Source organism: Pseudomonas sp. Rh2, assembly GCF_040762985.1.
GTDB classification, from domain to species: Bacteria; Pseudomonadota; Gammaproteobacteria; order Pseudomonadales; family Pseudomonadaceae; genus Aquipseudomonas; species Aquipseudomonas taiwanensis.
In genome coordinates this window covers 3,840,521-3,856,088 of the sequence record NZ_CP142890.1, presented here as the reverse complement: position 1 = coordinate 3,856,088, position 15,568 = coordinate 3,840,521, and the positions used below count along the sequence as shown (strand labels likewise).

Here is a 15,568-nt window from a genome sequence, read left to right as displayed (position 1 = left end):
TGAAAAATGGAATATTTGCTGGAACTCGTCGCAAGCCCAACCGCCTGGGTCGCCCTGGCCACGCTGGTGGCGATGGAGATCGTCCTGGGTATCGATAACCTGATCTTCATCTCCATCCTCACCAACAAGCTCCCGGTGGAGTATCGCTCCAAGGCGCGGCGCATCGGTATCAGCATGGCCCTGGTCATGCGCCTGGCGTTGCTGAGCACCGTGGCCTGGATCGTCCAGCTCACCGAGCCGGTGATCGATGTGTTCGGCCATAGCTTCTCGTGGAAAGACATGATCCTCATCGCCGGTGGCCTGTTCCTGTTGTGGAAGGCGACCAAGGAAATTCACGAGAACGTCGACCCGCGCGGCGCCAAGGAAGAAGCCAAGGCGGGCTCCACCGTGACGCTGGGCTTCGCTGCGGCGATCGGGCAGATCCTGCTGCTGGACATCGTGTTTTCGGTCGACAGCATCATCACCGCCGTGGGCATGACCGAACACTTGCCAATCATGATCATCGCCGTGATCAGTGCTGTGATCGTGATGCTGGTGGCAGCCGACCCGTTGGCCAAGTTCATCAACGACAACCCGACCGTGGTGATGCTTGCGCTGGGCTTCTTGATCATGATCGGTATGACGCTGATCGCCGAGGGCATGGGCGCCCACGTACCGAAAGGTTATGTGTATGCGGCGATGGCCTTCTCGACGCTGATCGAGATCCTCAACATCATGGCTCGCCGTGCGCGGGTCAAGCGTGAGATGGCTGAAGGCTGATGCATGGACCGAGGCCCGCCGGTGAGCGGGCCTCGACGTATCTGCAGGTCAGTGCGCTCCAGCATGGCGGCGCGCGCGCCGGGCCTGCTGTGGCGTGGGCAAGGTGTGCGGCGGCAGAGGGTGATGATGGGCACGACGCCGCACGATTCGTAGTACACCCCACAGCATGGCGGCTGCGACGCTCAGCCACATGCCCACCAGCATGAGAATTGCCATGGTCAGGCTCATAGGTGCCTCCTTCTCTCGGGCCAGCGCAAGGCTTTGCCTTCCAGACACTGCTTTAGTCTAGCTCGCGCCCTGTGACGTTCCATTGACCTTAAGTCTATTGCTTGGTCCGATTCGTTCCTACGGTGGGTCGGACTATACCCGCGAGGCTGTCCGACCTATGATCGACGACCACAGCCGGGCGTGCCTGTCCGGCGCTGGAACAAGTGAGTGTCCATGGAGCAAAAATCCTTCAAATGGCTGGCCGCGTGTCTGCTGGCCGTCAGCCTGACGGGCTGTGCCAGTGCGCCACCGGCCGCTCTCAAGGGCTTGCCGCAGCGTGTCGAAATCAGCAGCGTGCCGTTCTACCGTGGCAATGCCAACCACAGCGGCGCCATGGCCCTGGCGGCGGTGCTCTCGCAGCAAGGCGCACCGATCACGCCAGGCCTTTTGGACAAGCCCTTGAACCTGCCCCAGGCCGCCGAGTCGCTGGATACCGGCATTCCTCGCGTTGCCAGGGATTACGGCATGGTCGTCTATCCACTGGACAAGCGCCTGGACGCCTTGCTGGTGCAGGTGGCTGCGGGTAATCCGGTGTTGCTGCGCTACGAGGAGGGTGCGGCCTGGTGGGGCGAGCCGCGTTACGCGGTGCTGATCGGCTATGACCGTTACAAACAACGGGTGCTGCTGCGCTCAGGCATGCATCGCCGGGAGTTGATGGCGTTCGATGATTTCGAGGCGGCCTGGGTCAAGGAGGGGAGCTGGGCGGTGCTGGTGCAGCCACCGCGGCAGTTGCCGGCCCAAGTGGACCGCCAACGCTGGTTGCAGGCGGCAGATGAACTGGCTCGGGCAGGCCAGGAGCTTGCAGCCAAGCAGGCGGTGAGCAGCCTGGGCAGGTAACGTGGCCTGATCGCTGGCAAGCCGGCGCCTACAGGGTTACGCGAAACCTGTAGGAACCGGTGCGCCGGCGATGAACCGTTAGAAGCCCAGACGATCGCGCAGGCTGTAGTACCAGGCGCCGATGGCGCTGAATGGCACGCGCAGCATCTGGCCACCCGGGAACGGGTAGTGGGGCAGGCCGGCGAAGGCATCGAAGCGCTCAGCCTGGCCTCGCAGGGCCTCTGCCAGCACCTTGCCTGCCAGGTGGGTGTAAGTCACGCCATGGCCTGAGCAACCCTGCGAGTAGTAGATGTTGTCGCCGATACGGCCGACCTGCGGCAGACGCGACAGGGTCAGCAGGAAGTTGCCGGTCCAGGCGTAATCGATCTTGACGTTCTTCAGTTGCGGGAACGCCTTGAGCATCTTCGGACGGATGATCGCTTCGATGTTGGCCGGGTCACGTGCACCGTAGACAACGCCGCCGCCGAAGATCAGGCGCTTGTCGCTGGTCAAGCGGTAGTAGTCGAGCAGGTAGTTGCAGTCCTCGACGCAGTAGTCCTGCGGCAGCAGGGTGCGCGCCAGCTCGTCGCCCAGCGGTTCGGTGGTGATCACCTGGGTGCCGCATGGCATCGACTTGGCGGCCAGTTCCGGGACCAGGTTACCCAGGTAGGCGTTACCGGCGACGATGATGAACTTGGCGCGCACTTTGCCCTGCGGGGTGTGTACGACCGGATTGCCGCCACGTTCGATACGTACGGCCGGGGTTTGCTCATAAATGATGCCGCCCAGCGACTCGACCGCGGCAGCTTCGCCCAGGGCCAGGTTCAGCGGGTGGATGTGGCCGCCGCTCATGTCCAGCATGCCGCCGACGTAGTTGTCGCACGCCACGACTTCGCGAATGCGCTTCTGGTCCATCAGTTCCAGCTGGGTGTGGCCGAAGCGTTCCCACAGGCGCTTTTGCGATTCCAGGTGACCCATCTGCTTGGCGGTGAGGGCGGCGAAAACACCACCGTCCTTCAGGTCGCACTGGATGTTGTACTTGGCTACGCGCTCACGAATGATGCGGCCGCCTTCGAAGGCCATCTGGCCCAGCAACTGTGCTTGCTTGGGGCCGACGGTACGTTCGATGACATCGATGTCGCGGCTGTAGCTGTTGACGATCTGGCCGCCGTTGCGGCCCGAAGCGCCGAAGCCGACTTTGGCGGCTTCGACGATGCTCACCTTGAAGCCGTTTTCCAGCAGGAACAGCGCGCTGGACAGGCCGGTGTAGCCGGCACCGATGATACACACATCGGTTTCCACCTCACCCTGCAGCGCCGGACGTGGCGGCACCGGGTTAGCCGAGGCGGCGTAGTAGGACTGGGGGTAGGGGGTATTGGCCATGCTCGAGGAACCTCGTGTTTTATATTTTTAACGAATGTACCGATGCTATCAATAATAATAAACACCCGCTAGTCGTCCGTTGAAAATCCTTTACTCGCATTGCCAGCGCCTGGACTCTAAATATTTTTAAGATTCAGTGGGTTAGCGGGAAAAAAACAGTTGACACCGGTTTCGGAACGCGTAGAATGCGCCCACATCGACAGGCACATAGCTCAGTTGGTTAGAGCACCACCTTGACATGGTGGGGGTCGTTGGTTCGAGTCCAATTGTGCCTACCAAACAAAAGTCCCGGCTTCCGGGCACATGAAGGGCGATCCGAAGGGGTCGCCCTTTTTGCTTGTGCAAGAAAAGTTCATGCGTGCTCGTCTGTGGTGGAGGCAGGGCAGCTGCCATAGATCTCGCGGGGCTTCAGAAGGGCGCCGCCTGTGCGGCGCATCGCGAGCAAGGCTCGCTCCTACAGTTGCGCTTTATTGCACGGCGCGATCTCGAGTCACCCAGGCCAGGCGCTCGCGCGCCTCAACCGCAGACAACATTGGCCCGCCACCACCGTAGGAGCGAGCCTTGCTCGCGATGCGCCGCGCCGGCGGCGCTCGATCGCGCAGGATCCACCTCTCGCGAGCAAGGCTCGCTCCTACAGTTGCGCGTTATTGCACGGCGCGATCTCGAGTCATCCAGGCCAGGCGCTCGCGCGCCTCAACCGCAGACAACATTGGCCCGCCACCACCGTAGGAGCGAGCCTTGCTCGCGATGCGCCGCGCCGGCGGCGCTCGATCGCGCAGGATCCACCTCTCGCGAGCAAGGCTCGCTCCTACAGTTGCGCGTTATTGCACGGCGCGATCTCGAGTCATCCAGGCCAGGCGCTCGCGCGCCTCAACCGCAGACAACATTGGCCCGCCACCACCGTAGGAGCGAGCCTTGCTCGCGATGCGCCGCGCCGGCGGCGCTCGATCGCGCAGGATCCACCTCTCGCGAGCAAGGCTCGCTCCTACAGTTGCGCTTTATTGCACGGCGCGGTTTCGAGTCACCCAGGCCAGGCGTTCGCGCGCGCCAACCGCAGACAACATTGGCTCGCCACCACCGTAGGAGCGAGCCTTGCTCGCGATGCGCCGCGCCGGCGGCGTTCGGTCGCGCAGGACCCACCTCTCGCGAGCAAGGCTCGCTCCTACAGTTGCGCTTTATTGCACGGCGCGGTTTCGAGTCAGCCAGGCCAGGCGCTCGCGCGCGCCAACCGCAGACAACATTGGCCCGCCACCACCGTAGGAGCGAGCCTTGCTCGCGATGCGCCACGCCGGCGGCGCTCGGTCGCGCAGGACCCACCTCTCGCGAGCAAGGCTCGCTCCTACAGTTGCGCTTTATTGCACGGCGCGGTTTCGAGTCACCCAGGCCAGGCGCTCGCGCGCCTCAACCGCAGACAACATTGGCCCGCCACCACCGTAGGAGCGAGCTTTGCTCGCGATGCGCCGCGCCGGCGGCGCTCGGTCGCGCAGGATCCTCCTCTCGCGAGCAAGGCTCGCTCCTACAGTTGCGCGTTATTGCACGGTTCGATCTCGAGTCATCCAGGCCAGGCGTTCGCGCGCGCCAGCCGCAGACAACATTGGCTCGCCACCACCGTAGGAGCGAGCCTTGCTCGCGATGCGCCGCGCCGGCGGCGCTCGGTCGCGCAGGACCCACCTCTCGCGAGCAAGGCTCGCTCCTACAGTTGCGCTTTATTGCACGGCGCGGTTTCGAGTCACCCAGTCCAGGCGCTCGCGCCTAAACCGCAGACAACATTGGCCCGCCACCACCGTAGGAGCGAGCCTTGCTCGCGATGCGCCACGCCGGCGGCACTCGATCGCGCAGGATCCTCCTCTCGCGAGCAAAGCTCGCTCCTACAGTTGCGCTTTATTGCACGGCGCGGTTTCGAGTCATCCAGGCCAGGCGCTCGCCCGCGCCAACCGCAGACAACATTGGCTCGCCACCACCGTAGGAGCGAGCCTTGCTCGCGATGCGCCGCGCCGGCGGCGCTCGATCGCATGAGCGCCAACCCCTTGGCCTGCCACTCAACACTCCCCAGAACCGAAAGTTTTTGATTTTTTTGAAAAAAACGCTTTACAGCCATGCGCATCCCCCTTAATATGCGCGGCACACGACAGGCACATAGCTCAGTTGGTTAGAGCACCACCTTGACATGGTGGGGGTCGTTGGTTCGAGTCCAATTGTGCCTACCAAATCTGAAGAGGGGCGATCCGATAGGGTCGCCCTTTTTCGTTTGCGCGTTTCCAAGCTGTTGCAGCCCGTAACCTATGGTCGCGGCCCGTGCGCAAGGCCATCATGCTAGAATCCGCCCCTTCGAATCTGGAGGTGGACGCGTGCGCAAACTGGCAGTGGTAATGGCAGTGCTGGCCCTGGCGGGCTGTGAGAACGAGGTCGAAGGCGTACACAAGCAGGTGGCCGAACATCTGCACAACCCCAAGACCGCCAAGTTCGGCAACGTGCGGATCGACACCCAGGGCACCATCTGCGGCCAGGTGCGTGGCAAGGACGATGCCGGGCAGTACGAAGCCTACCGCAGCTACGTCGCTATCAAGCGCGACGCTGGCCAATACGAAATCATCGTCGATGACACCGGCAACAACTTGCGTATCCGCGAAATGTGCGGTGGCGCGGAGCTGCAGCGCCGCGCCGAAGCGCTGGCCGATCAGCCGGCCCCTGAAGGCTGGGATGTCGAAGTGATTCAAGGCGCCAACATGGGCGCACTGAGCGATATGACCGCACGCCTGATCGAGAAGGGTATTCCGTCTTCGGTGGAATACCGCAATGGCAAGCCGGTGGTGTTGATGGGGCCATTCCCCACCAAGGCCGAAGCCGAGGCCCGCAAGGCTGAAGTCATGGCCAAGCTCGGCACTGACTCGATCGTCATCCAGCACGGCGTCGAGCGCTAGGCGGCGAGCTAGGCGAGTCTGCGGGTGGCCATGGCGCGCCGGTCCCGGCTATGCTTGGACGCAGGAGATGCTGAACGGAGAGGGCCTCATGTCTACGCTGGAACGGGCCATCGTCGTGGCCGCCAGGGCGCATGAAGGGCAATTCGATAAGGGTGGGGCGGCGTACATTCTCCACCCGTTGCGGGTGATGATGCGCGTTGCGACCCCTGAGCAGCGCATTGTCGCGGTGCTGCACGATGTGCTCGAAGACACCCCGTTGACGCTGTCGGACCTCGCCCGTGAGGGTTTCGCATTGAAGATCCTGGCGGCCTTGCTGGCATTGAGCAGGCGTGAAGGCGAAAGCTACCAGGATTTCGTCGTGCGCCTGGGTGATGACCCGTTGGCCCGCACGGTCAAGCTGGCCGATCTTGCCGATAACAGTGATCTTACCCGCATTGCCACCCCAGGCCCTGCCGACCTGGCGCGCCTGGCGCGTTATCGGGAGGCCAGTGCCTACTTGCAGGCACTGGCGTGAATGGCAGTCACAGGCCGACGCGAGACGTGCCTGCTGGGTCAATCTTCCTTGGGCACAGTCCAGAAAATCTGCACGCCGCCGTCATCGCGGTGGGCGAGGGTGACATTGTCGTTCTCGGCGATTTCCTCAAGCAGGGTTTCCCAATCCTCCACCGACTCATGTTCCAGCCGGAAGATCAGGGCGGCACGGCTGCGCTGGGCGAGAGGATTGTTGATGATCTTCTGGACGCGAAGGCCCAGTTGTTCGTAGCTGCTAGGGGTTGCGGTGGCGGTGCTGGCCATGGAGCGCTTTCCTTGTTGTTGCTGTATGTACGTACAGTATTTCACCACAAGAATTTTCGCAACTGGCTTCATCGCCGCCAAGCCGCCTTCCAAAGGGTTTGCGGCTGACTTGCAGCGGGCTGGCGCGATTCCCGCGGGAGCGGCGTTGCGCCGGTAGGCCGCTCCCGCGGGGATCATGCGATCAATACTCCCAGAAGATGCGCTGCAGTTCCTTGCTGTCCTGGGTCTTGGTCATCGCCACCATCGCCAGGATCCGCGCCTTCTGTGGATTCAGGTCATGCGCCACGACCCAGTCGTTCTTGTCATCCGGCTGCTCGGCATTGCGCAGTACGAAGCCGCCCTGGTTCACGTGGGAAGAGCGAATGATCTGTACGCCGTCCTTGCGCAGTTGCTGCAGGGCCGGTACCACTCGCGACGATATCGAGCCATTGCCAGTGCCGGCATGGATCAATGCCTTGGCGCCGTTTTGTGCCAGTGCCTTGTAGGCCGTGTCGGTTACGTTGCCATAGCCGTAGGCGATGTCCACCTGGGGCAGGCTGCTGATCTGCTTGATGTCGAATTCCGAGTTGACGGTGTGGCGCTTGGCTGGCAAACGGAACCAGTAGGACTTGCCTTCCACCACCATGCCCATGGGGCCCCAGGCGCTCTTGAAGGCCTCGGTCTTGATGTTCACCGCTTTGCTCACGTCTCGGCCGGATTGAATCTCGTCATTCAGGGTTACCAGCACGCCTTTGCCGCGCGACTGCTTGTCGCTGGCCACGGCCACAGCGTTGTACAGGTTGAGCATGCCATCGGCGGACATGGCGGTGCCTGGGCGCATAGAGCCCACCACCACGATCGGCTTGTCGGTCTTCTCCACCAGGTTGAGGAAGTACGCGGTCTCTTCCAGGGTGTCGGTGCCGTGGGTGATGACGATGCCGTCGACATCTTTGCTGTCTGCCAGTTCGGCGACGCGTTTGCCCAGCTTCAGCAAGTCATCGTTGCTGATGCTTTCCGAGGCGATCTGCATCACTTGTTCACCGCGAACGTTGGCCAGTCCGGCCAGTTCCGGCACGCCGGCGATGAGTTTGTCCACGCCCAGCTTGGCGGCCTGGTAGGTAGCGCTGTTGGCAGCACTGGCGCCGGCGCCGGCAATGGTGCCGCCCGTGGCGAGGATCACTACGTTGGCGAGTTTCTGTTGAGTTTCGGCTTCCTTCGCCGAGACGGTGGCGGGCAGCGCCAGCAGCAGCGCGAGCGCAGTGGGGGCGAAGGTCTTCAATGCAGCATTCATGATTATTGTGCTCTCTTCCTAATGAGATTTTTGCTGTGTCGCCTTGCACGTGAGGCAGTTTTCGTACCAGCTGCCTCATCGCCGGCAAGCCAGCGCCTGCGGGGGGGTGTGGGTGCTTGAGTAGCTGCGCTCATTCGGGATTCCGAACAAAATCAGCAAAAGGTGTTCGGTTTATCGGAAAAATTCCGGATAATCCGTCGCGCACACGCCTTGACCCCGGCATCGAAACGGATTTGACAAACGCAGGTCTTGTTTCCATAGTTAGGAACCGCAAACGTTTGCGACCCGATAAAAATCACAAGATTCGGAGTCATTCCCCATGAAGCTGCCGTTCACTGGCCGTCTGCTGGCCCTCGCTGTCGCCTCCACGCTTTCCCTCGCTCTGCCGCTGTCTGCCGCCCACGCCGAAGATGCGCCCAAGGTTGCGTTGGTGATGAAGTCCCTGGCCAACGAGTTCTTCCGCACCATGGAGGACGGCGCCAAGGCGTACCAGAAAGACCACCCGGGCGAGTTCGAACTGGTGGCCAACGGCATCAAGGATGAAACCGATACCGGCAACCAGATCCGAATCGTCGAGCAGATGATCGCCACTGGCGCCAAGGCCTTGGTCATCGCTCCGGCCGATTCCAAGGCATTGGTACCGGTGTTGAAGAAGGCCATGGATGCTGGCATCACCGTGGTGAACATCGACAACCGCCTGGACCCGGACGTACTCAAGAGCAAGGGCATCAGCGTTCCCTTCGTAGGCCCTGATAACCGCAAGGGCGCTCGCCTGGTCGGCGACTACCTGGCCAAGGAAAAACTCAAGGCTGGCGACCAGGTCGGTATCATCGAAGGCGTGCCTACCACCACCAATGCCCAGCAACGTACCGCCGGTTTCAAGGACGCCATGGAAGCGGCGCAGGTGAAGATCGTCTCGGTGCAGTCCGGCAACTGGGAGATCGACAAAGGCAACGCGGTTGCCGCTTCGATGCTCAACGAATACCCCGATATCAAGGCGCTGCTGGCGGGCAACGACAGCATGGCCCTGGGCGCTGTGTCGGCTGTGCGAGCCGCTGGCAAGACCGGTCAGGTGCAGGTGGTCGGCTATGACAACATCAATGCAATCAAGCCGATGCTCAAGGATGGCCGGGTTCTCGCCACCCTCGACCAGGCCGCCAGCCAGCAAGCGGTGTATGGCATCCAGGCAGCGTTGAAAATGCTCAAGGGCGAGAAACCGGATGTGGATGCTGACAATGTCATCCAGACCCCGGTCCAACTCATCACCCAGCCTTGACCCCCAGCAGGAGACGTGGCCATGTCGGCATCGGCCAATGAAGTGGTGCTCGTTGCAACGGGGCTGGGCAAGACCTACGCCCAGCCAGTGCTCGGCGACGTCAGCCTGAGCCTGCGTGGTGGTGAGGTGCTGGCCCTTACCGGTGAAAACGGCGCTGGCAAGAGCACCTTGTCCAAGCTCATCAGTGGCCTGGAGGTACCCACCACCGGGCAGATGACCTATCGCGGCCAGGCCTATGCGCCTGGCAGCCGCAATGAGGCCGAGCGCCTGGGCGTGCGCATGGTCATGCAGGAACTCAACCTGCTGCCGACCCTGACCGTGGCCGAGAATCTTTTCCTCGACAACCTGCCCAGCCGGTTCGGCTGGATCAGCCAGAAGCGCCTGCGCCAGCTGGCCACTGCGGCCATGGCCCAGGTGGGGCTGGACGCCATCGACCCGGACACCCCGGTCGGGCAACTGGGCATCGGCCACCAGCAGATGGTCGAAATCGCCCGCAACCTGATCGGCGACTGCCGCGTGCTGATCTTCGATGAACCTACCGCCATGCTCACCGCCCGCGAGGTCGAATTGCTGTTCGTGCAGATCGAACGCTTGCGCCAGCGCGGCGTGGCGATCGTCTATATCTCCCACCGCCTAGAAGAGCTGCAGCGCGTGGCCCAGCGCATCGTCGTGCTGCGCGATGGCAAGCTGGTGTGCGATGAGCCCATCCAACGCTACAGCAGTGCCGAGCTGGTCAACCTGATGGTAGGCCGGGAATTGGGCGAACACATCGACCTTGGTGGTCGCACGCTGGGTGCGCCCTTGCTCAAGGTCGACGGTTTGTCTCGGGGTGACAAGGTGCGCGATGTGTCGTTCCAGGTCAGGGCAGGGGAGATCTTCGGTATTTCCGGGTTGATTGGCGCAGGCCGCACCGAGTTGCTGCGCCTGATCTTCGGCGCCGATGTCGCCGACAGTGGCAGCATCGAGATCGGCCAGCCGCTCAAGGCCGTGACCATCGACTCGCCCAAGGCTGCCGTGCAAGCGGGCATCGCGTTGATCACCGAGGATCGCAAGGGCGAAGGCCTGCTGTTGTCGCAGTCGATCGCTGCCAACATCGCCTTGGGCAACTACAGAGCGGTTTCCCAGGCCGGCTTACTCGACGGCGACGCCGAAAAAGCTCTGGCCGAGCGGCAGATCAATGCCATGCGCATCCGCAGTGCGGGCCAGGACCAGGCGGTCGGTGAACTTTCCGGGGGCAACCAGCAGAAAGTGGTGATCGGCCGTTGGCTGGAACGGGACTGCCAGGTGCTGCTGTTCGACGAGCCGACTCGGGGGATCGATGTCGGCGCCAAGTTCGACATCTATGGCCTGCTGGCCGACCTTGCGCGTCAAGGCAAGGCCTTGGTGGTGGTGTCCAGCGACCTGCGCGAGTTGATGCTGATCTGCGACCGTATCGCGGTCCTTTCCGCTGGGCGACTGATCGACACCTTCGAACGCGAACATTGGCGCCAGGACCAGCTTCTTGCCGCTGCCTTCGCTGGCTATCAGAAACGTGACGCACTGCTGCACGACGCAGCTCCCAGGACTGATGCATGAAAACCACCCCCCTCGATACCCCGGGCAGCACACCAGTGCGCCGCGGCGGCAGCTACTTCGGCCTGGGCAGTTACCTGGGCCTGGCCGGCGCCTTGCTGGCGATGATCGTGCTGTTCTCGTTGCTGAGCAGCCATTTCTGGTCCTATGCCACCTTCAGCACCCTGGCCAACCAGATTCCCGACCTGATGGTGCTGGCGGTGGGCATGACCTTCGTGCTGATCATCGGCGGCATCGACCTGTCTGTGGGCTCGGTGCTGGCGCTGGCGGCGTCGACGGTCAGCGTGGCGATCCTCGGCTGGGGGTGGTCGGTGCTGCCCGCCGCCTTGCTCGGCATGGCCGTGGCCGCGCTGGCGGGCAGCATCACCGGGGCCGTTACCGTGGCCTGGCGGATCCCCTCGTTCATCGTTTCCCTTGGCGTGCTGGAGATGGCCCGTGGGTTGGCCTACCAGTTCACCGACTCGCGCACCGCCTACATCGGCGATGCCTACGCCTGGTTCTCCAACCCGATTGCCTTTGGCATTTCGCCGGCGTTCATCCTGGCCTTGCTGGTGATTCTGGCGGCCCAGCTTGTGCTGACCCGCACGGTGTTCGGGCGCTACCTGATCGGCATCGGCACCAATGAAGAGGCTGTTCGCCTGGCCGGCATCGACCCACGCCCTTACAAAGTCGTGGTGTTCGCCTTGATGGGGCTCTTGGCTGGTCTGGCCGCGCTATTCCAGATCTCGCGCCTCGAGGCGGCAGACCCCAACGCCGGCTCGGGCCTTGAATTGCAGGTGATTGCCGCTGTGGTCATCGGTGGCACCAGCCTGATGGGCGGGCGTGGTTCGGTCATCAGCACCTTCTTCGGCGTGCTGATCATCTCGGTACTGGCCGCGGGGCTGGCGCAGATCGGCGCCTCAGAGCCCACCAAACGAATCATCACCGGGGCGGTCATCGTCATCGCCGTGGTGCTCGACACCTACCGCAGCCGGCGCGCAACTCGGCGGAACTGAATTTATGGCAACCATCAAAGACGTCGCGGCACTCGCGGGTATTTCCTATACCACGGTGTCTCATGTACTGAACAAGACCCGCCCGGTCAGTGAACAGGTGCGGCTGAAGGTCGAGGCGGCCATCGCCGAGCTCGACTATGTACCCAGTGCGGTGGCCCGCTCGCTCAAGGCACGTAGTACGGCGACCATCGGCCTGCTGGTGCCCAACAGTGTCAACCCGTACTTCGCCGAGCTGGCGCGGGGTATCGAGGATGCCTGCGAGCGCAATGGTTACTGCGTGATCCTGTGCAACTCGGATGACAACCCACAGAAGCAGCGCAGCTATCTGCGCGTGCTGCTGGAAAAGCGCATCGATGGCCTGGTGGTGGCGTCGGTGGGCGAGGACAGCGACCTGCTGCAGAGCCTTGCCGGTGTGCGGACGCCAATGGTCATCGTCGACCGCGAACTGGAGGGGGTCGATGCCGACCTGGTGCGCATCGATCATGAACAGGGTGCCTACCTGGCGACCGTGCACCTGCTCGAACTGGGCCATCGTGATATTGCCTACATCGGCGGCCCCGCGCAGACCGGTGTCAGCCAACTGCGCCTGGCCGGTTTTCGCCGGGCCATGGCCCAGGCGCAGGCGCCGGTGGAGCCCGGCCGTGTCCTGCACTGCGACTTCACCAGCCCCGGTGGCCATGCGGCGGCGGCGACGCTGCTCGATGGCAACCGACCCACGGCGATCTTCGCCGGCAATGACATGATTGGCTTCGGCGTGCTGCGTGCCGCCGCCGAACGCAACATCAACGTGCCAGGCGAGTTGTCGGTGATCGGTTTCGACGATATCGAACTGAGCCGTTATGTGTACCCACCGCTGACCACCGTGGGCCAGTCGATCCGCGAGCTGGGCGAAAGCGCTGCGGCGCTGCTGCTGTCGCGCATCGCCACACCGCGCCTGGGGGCTTCGGAGCAGCGTATCGTTGCACCGCGTATCGTTGCCCGCGAGTCCACCGGGCCACGCCCGGACCTGTTCAATGATTACCGCTAAGGAGCAGCCATGAAGGCCAAGGTAGTGGTGGTCGGTAGCCTCAACATGGACCTGGTGGCCCGCGCCGAACGCCTGCCGCGTCCGGGCGAAACGCTGGCCGGCGAAACCTTTTTCACCGTGCCTGGGGGCAAAGGTGCCAATCAGGCGGTGGCCGTCGCCCGACTGGGCGGCACTGTGGCGATGGTCGGCAACGTTGGCGATGACGCCTATGGCCAGCAGCTGCGCCAAGCGCTGGAGGTCGAAGGTATCGACTGCCAGGCAGTCAAGGTATGCGAGGGCGTTTCCAGCGGCGTGGCGCTGATTACCGTGGATGCCGCCAGCCAGAACTGCATCGTCATCATTCCCGGTGGCAACGGCCTGCTGACGCCACAGGCCGTGCAGCAGTTCGATGGGTTGTTGCAGGCGGCCGAAGTGATCATCTGCCAGCTCGAGGTGCCGGCCGACACCGTGGCCTGGACCCTGGCCCGGGGGCGTGAGCTTGGCAAGACCGTGATTCTCAACCCCGCGCCGGCCACCGGCCCTTTGCCGACACAATGGCTGGCCCACATCGATTACCTCGCCCCGAACGAAAGCGAGGCCCAAGCGCTGACCGGCGTGCCAGTCAGCGACCTCGACAGCGCCCGGCGTGCGGGTGAGCGCCTGGTGCAACTGGGGGTGCGCAAGGTGATCATCACGCTGGGCGCGCACGGGGCCCTGCTGGTTTGCGCGCAGGGCAGCCGGCACTTCCCCGCGCCCAAGGTCAAGGCGTTGGATACCACCGCCGCCGGCGATACCTTCATTGGCGGGTTCGCCGCCGCGCTGGTGCGTGGCCTGACGGAGGATGCCGCCATCGCTTTCGGCCAACGCGCCGCAGCGCTGTCCGTTACCCGCGCGGGTGCGCAGCCGTCCATCCCGTACCTCAAGGAGCTGCCATGAAGAAGACCGCACTGCTCAACATCGCCTTGTCACGCACCATTGCAGGCCTGGGGCATGGCGACATCCTGGTGATCGGCGATGCCGGGTTGCCGGTACCGCCGGGCGTCGAGCTGATCGACCTGGCGGTGACGCCAGGCATTCCGGATTTCGCCAGTGTGCTACGTGCCGTGCTGAGCGAGATGCAAGTTGAGCGTTATGTGGTAGCAGAAGAAATGCTGGACGTGTCGCCACCTGCGCTGGCGGAAGTGGCACGCTTGCCGCTGGAACGGCGTGAGTTGATGCCCCACGAACAGTTCAAACGCCTCAGCCGTCAGGCCAAGGCCGTGGTGCGCACGGGGGAGTGCAAGCCTTACAGCAACATCGCCCTGATAGCCGGCGTCACCTTCTAGCTGTACGAGCCGGCTTGCCGGCGATGAGGCCGTTGCGGACAATGCTCGCTGACCGTCCAGTGCGATGAACCATGCACCCAGATCCGCAAACGCTCTACCAACAGGCCCTTAGCGACCAAGGTTACGTTCCCGACGCTGCCCAGGCCCAGGCTGCCATCGCCCTGCAGGCGTGCTTCGACAGCCTGCGACAAGGCAGACACGCCCAGGGTATCTACCTCTGGGGGCCAGTCGGGCGTGGCAAGACCTGGCTCATGGACCTGTTCCACCGTTGCCTGCAAGTGCCTGCCCGACGGCAGCACTTCCATCACTTCATGGCCTGGGTGCACCAGCGGCTGTTCCAGCTCAACGGCACTGCCGACCCGTTGCATGCACTGGCACGTGAGCTGGCCGGGCAGATCCGCGTGCTGTGCTTCGATGAACTGTTCGTCAGCGACATAGGCGATGCGATCATCCTGGGGCGCTTGTTCCAGGTGCTGTTCGATGAGGGTGTGGTCATCGTGGCCACCTCAAACCAGCCGCCGGACCAGCTGTACCGCGACGGCTTCAACCGCGAGCGCTTCCTGCCGGCGATAGCCGCCATCGAGCGGCACATGAAGGTGCTCTCGGTGGCCGGCGAGCAGGATCACCGCTTGCACCCAGGGGCTGCGCGGCAACGCTACTGGGTGGCCGAGGCGGGCGGCAGCACTGCCCTTGCGCGGGTTTTCGAACAGCTCAGTGCGCACGAGCCAGGCACGGATCAACCGCTGACGCTGGGCAGCCGCCAGATTCACGTGGTACGCCGTAGCGAGCAGGCCATTTGGTGCCGCTTCGCCGACTTGTGCGAGCAGCCCCTGGCAGCCATGGAGTTCATGGCATTGTGCGATCGCTTTTCGGCCATTTTGGTGGAGGGCATCCCGGCCCTGGGTGGAGAGCAACGGGCAGGGCGTATCGCTCGCGGTACCGAAGATGCAGCGGCCCGGGTCGAGGCTGGCGATCGCCAATTGCCGATGCTGTCGCCCAAGGACGATGCGGTGCGCCGCTTCATCGCCCTGGTCGATGAGTGCTATGACCGCAAGGTGGCTTTGTACCTGGAAGCGCAGGTACCGCTCGAAGCACTCTACACTCAAGGGTATCTGGCGTTCCCGTATCAACGGACCCTCAGCCGGCTACGGGAGATGCAACTGCAACGCTTCGCCTGAAGGAG

Annotated in this window: 15 protein-coding genes and 2 tRNA genes; 13 read left to right on the top strand and 4 right to left on the bottom strand. The window is 63.3% G+C overall.

Annotated elements, in window-relative coordinates; all coding sequences use genetic code 11:
• Nucleotides 1-6: 6 nt before the first annotated feature.
• Nucleotides 7-759, top strand: coding sequence for a TerC family protein (locus tag VXM67_RS17660; RefSeq protein WP_023381256.1), 753 nt, complete (start codon nt 7-9; stop codon nt 757-759).
• 48 nt (nt 760-807) lie between these two features.
• Here the strand turns inward: VXM67_RS17660 and VXM67_RS17655 are convergent, their stop codons facing one another.
• Entirely contained in the window at nt 808-987 is a 180-nt protein-coding gene (locus VXM67_RS17655) for a hypothetical protein (protein ID WP_367237247.1), read from the bottom strand.
• A gap of 213 nt (nt 988-1,200) precedes the next feature.
• Between VXM67_RS17655 and VXM67_RS17650 the strand changes: the two genes are divergently transcribed.
• Nucleotides 1,201-1,863 carry a peptidase C39 family protein gene (locus tag VXM67_RS17650; RefSeq protein ID WP_023381254.1) on the top strand — a complete coding sequence of 221 codons (663 nt, stop codon included), beginning with the start codon at nt 1,201-1,203 and terminating at the stop codon, nt 1,861-1,863.
• 78 nt (nt 1,864-1,941) lie between these two features.
• Here VXM67_RS17650 and VXM67_RS17645 read toward each other — a convergent pair whose 3' ends face one another.
• Entirely contained in the window at nt 1,942-3,225 is a 1,284-nt protein-coding gene (locus tag VXM67_RS17645; protein ID WP_367237246.1) for an NAD(P)/FAD-dependent oxidoreductase, read from the bottom strand.
• Between the two features lie 201 nt (nt 3,226-3,426).
• Here VXM67_RS17645 and VXM67_RS17640 point away from each other — a divergent pair.
• The 4 genes from VXM67_RS17640 to VXM67_RS17625 all read left to right on the top strand — a co-directional run bounded on the left by VXM67_RS17640 (nt 3,427) and on the right by VXM67_RS17625 (nt 6,660).
• Nucleotides 3,427-3,503: transfer RNA gene (locus tag VXM67_RS17640), tRNA-Val, on the top strand.
• Between the two features lie 1,852 nt (nt 3,504-5,355).
• Nucleotides 5,356-5,432, top strand: a tRNA-Val gene (locus VXM67_RS17635).
• 141 nt (nt 5,433-5,573) lie between these two features.
• A complete protein-coding gene (locus VXM67_RS17630) occupies nt 5,574-6,146 on the top strand; it encodes an SPOR domain-containing protein (RefSeq protein WP_023381252.1) in 573 nt (190 codons plus the stop codon).
• 88 nt (nt 6,147-6,234) lie between these two features.
• Nucleotides 6,235-6,660, top strand: coding sequence for a hypothetical protein (locus VXM67_RS17625; RefSeq protein ID WP_023381251.1), 426 nt, complete (start codon nt 6,235-6,237; stop codon nt 6,658-6,660).
• A 38-nt stretch (nt 6,661-6,698) separates the two neighbouring features.
• Here the strand turns inward: VXM67_RS17625 and VXM67_RS17620 are convergent, their stop codons facing one another.
• Complete coding sequence (locus tag VXM67_RS17620) at nt 6,699-6,941, bottom strand: DUF1654 domain-containing protein (RefSeq protein ID WP_023381250.1); 243 nt, start codon at nt 6,939-6,941, stop codon at nt 6,699-6,701.
• A 181-nt stretch (nt 6,942-7,122) separates the two neighbouring features.
• A complete protein-coding gene (locus VXM67_RS17615; protein ID WP_367237245.1) occupies nt 7,123-8,211 on the bottom strand; it encodes an asparaginase in 1,089 nt (362 codons plus the stop codon).
• A 319-nt stretch (nt 8,212-8,530) separates the two neighbouring features.
• Between VXM67_RS17615 and VXM67_RS17610 the strand changes: the two genes are divergently transcribed.
• The 7 genes from VXM67_RS17610 to zapE all read left to right on the top strand — a co-directional run bounded on the left by VXM67_RS17610 (nt 8,531) and on the right by zapE (nt 15,563).
• Nucleotides 8,531-9,487, top strand: a complete 957-nt coding sequence (locus VXM67_RS17610) for a sugar ABC transporter substrate-binding protein (protein ID WP_027908173.1) — start codon at nt 8,531-8,533, stop codon at nt 9,485-9,487.
• 21 nt (nt 9,488-9,508) lie between these two features.
• Entirely contained in the window at nt 9,509-11,062 is a 1,554-nt protein-coding gene (locus VXM67_RS17605) for a sugar ABC transporter ATP-binding protein (RefSeq protein WP_023381247.1), read from the top strand.
• Complete coding sequence (locus tag VXM67_RS17600; RefSeq protein WP_027908171.1) at nt 11,059-12,054, top strand: ABC transporter permease; 996 nt, start codon at nt 11,059-11,061, stop codon at nt 12,052-12,054. The genes VXM67_RS17605 and VXM67_RS17600 overlap by 4 nt, the downstream gene beginning before the upstream one ends.
• A 4-nt stretch (nt 12,055-12,058) precedes the next feature.
• Complete coding sequence (locus VXM67_RS17595; RefSeq protein WP_023381245.1) at nt 12,059-13,081, top strand: LacI family DNA-binding transcriptional regulator; 1,023 nt, start codon at nt 12,059-12,061, stop codon at nt 13,079-13,081.
• 9 nt (nt 13,082-13,090) lie between these two features.
• Nucleotides 13,091-13,996, top strand: coding sequence for a ribokinase (rbsK, locus tag VXM67_RS17590; RefSeq protein WP_023381244.1), 906 nt, complete (start codon nt 13,091-13,093; stop codon nt 13,994-13,996).
• Nucleotides 13,993-14,385: a D-ribose pyranase gene (rbsD, locus tag VXM67_RS17585; protein ID WP_023381243.1), complete on the top strand. Its 393-nt coding sequence runs from the start codon at nt 13,993-13,995 to the stop codon at nt 14,383-14,385. The genes rbsK and rbsD overlap by 4 nt, the downstream gene beginning before the upstream one ends.
• Nucleotides 14,386-14,456: 71 nt before the next feature.
• Nucleotides 14,457-15,563, top strand: a complete 1,107-nt coding sequence (gene zapE, locus VXM67_RS17580) for a cell division protein ZapE (RefSeq protein ID WP_023381242.1) — start codon at nt 14,457-14,459, stop codon at nt 15,561-15,563.
• Nucleotides 15,564-15,568 lie beyond the last annotated feature (5 nt).

Excerpts from the sequence above, each read along its gene's own strand:
- VXM67_RS17620 (WP_023381250.1), bottom strand. The coding sequence starts at position 6,941 with ATGGCCAGCACCGCCACCGCAACCCCTAGCAGCTACGAACAACTGGGC.
- VXM67_RS17605 (WP_023381247.1), top strand. The coding sequence starts at position 9,509 with ATGTCGGCATCGGCCAATGAAGTGGTGCTCGTTGCAACGGGGCTGGGC.
- VXM67_RS17625 (WP_023381251.1), top strand. The coding sequence starts at position 6,235 with ATGTCTACGCTGGAACGGGCCATCGTCGTGGCCGCCAGGGCGCATGAA.
- rbsK (WP_023381244.1), top strand. The coding sequence starts at position 13,091 with ATGAAGGCCAAGGTAGTGGTGGTCGGTAGCCTCAACATGGACCTGGTG.
- VXM67_RS17655 (WP_367237247.1), bottom strand. The coding sequence starts at position 987 with ATGAGCCTGACCATGGCAATTCTCATGCTGGTGGGCATGTGGCTGAGC.
- VXM67_RS17610 (WP_027908173.1), top strand. The coding sequence starts at position 8,531 with ATGAAGCTGCCGTTCACTGGCCGTCTGCTGGCCCTCGCTGTCGCCTCC.
- rbsD (WP_023381243.1), top strand. The coding sequence starts at position 13,993 with ATGAAGAAGACCGCACTGCTCAACATCGCCTTGTCACGCACCATTGCA.
- VXM67_RS17595 (WP_023381245.1), top strand. The coding sequence starts at position 12,059 with ATGGCAACCATCAAAGACGTCGCGGCACTCGCGGGTATTTCCTATACC.
- VXM67_RS17600 (WP_027908171.1), top strand. The coding sequence starts at position 11,059 with ATGAAAACCACCCCCCTCGATACCCCGGGCAGCACACCAGTGCGCCGC.
- zapE (WP_023381242.1), top strand. The coding sequence starts at position 14,457 with ATGCACCCAGATCCGCAAACGCTCTACCAACAGGCCCTTAGCGACCAA.
- VXM67_RS17615 (WP_367237245.1), bottom strand. The coding sequence starts at position 8,211 with ATGAATGCTGCATTGAAGACCTTCGCCCCCACTGCGCTCGCGCTGCTG.
- VXM67_RS17660 (WP_023381256.1), top strand. The coding sequence starts at position 7 with ATGGAATATTTGCTGGAACTCGTCGCAAGCCCAACCGCCTGGGTCGCC.
- VXM67_RS17645 (WP_367237246.1), bottom strand. The coding sequence starts at position 3,225 with ATGGCCAATACCCCCTACCCCCAGTCCTACTACGCCGCCTCGGCTAAC.
- VXM67_RS17650 (WP_023381254.1), top strand. The coding sequence starts at position 1,201 with ATGGAGCAAAAATCCTTCAAATGGCTGGCCGCGTGTCTGCTGGCCGTC.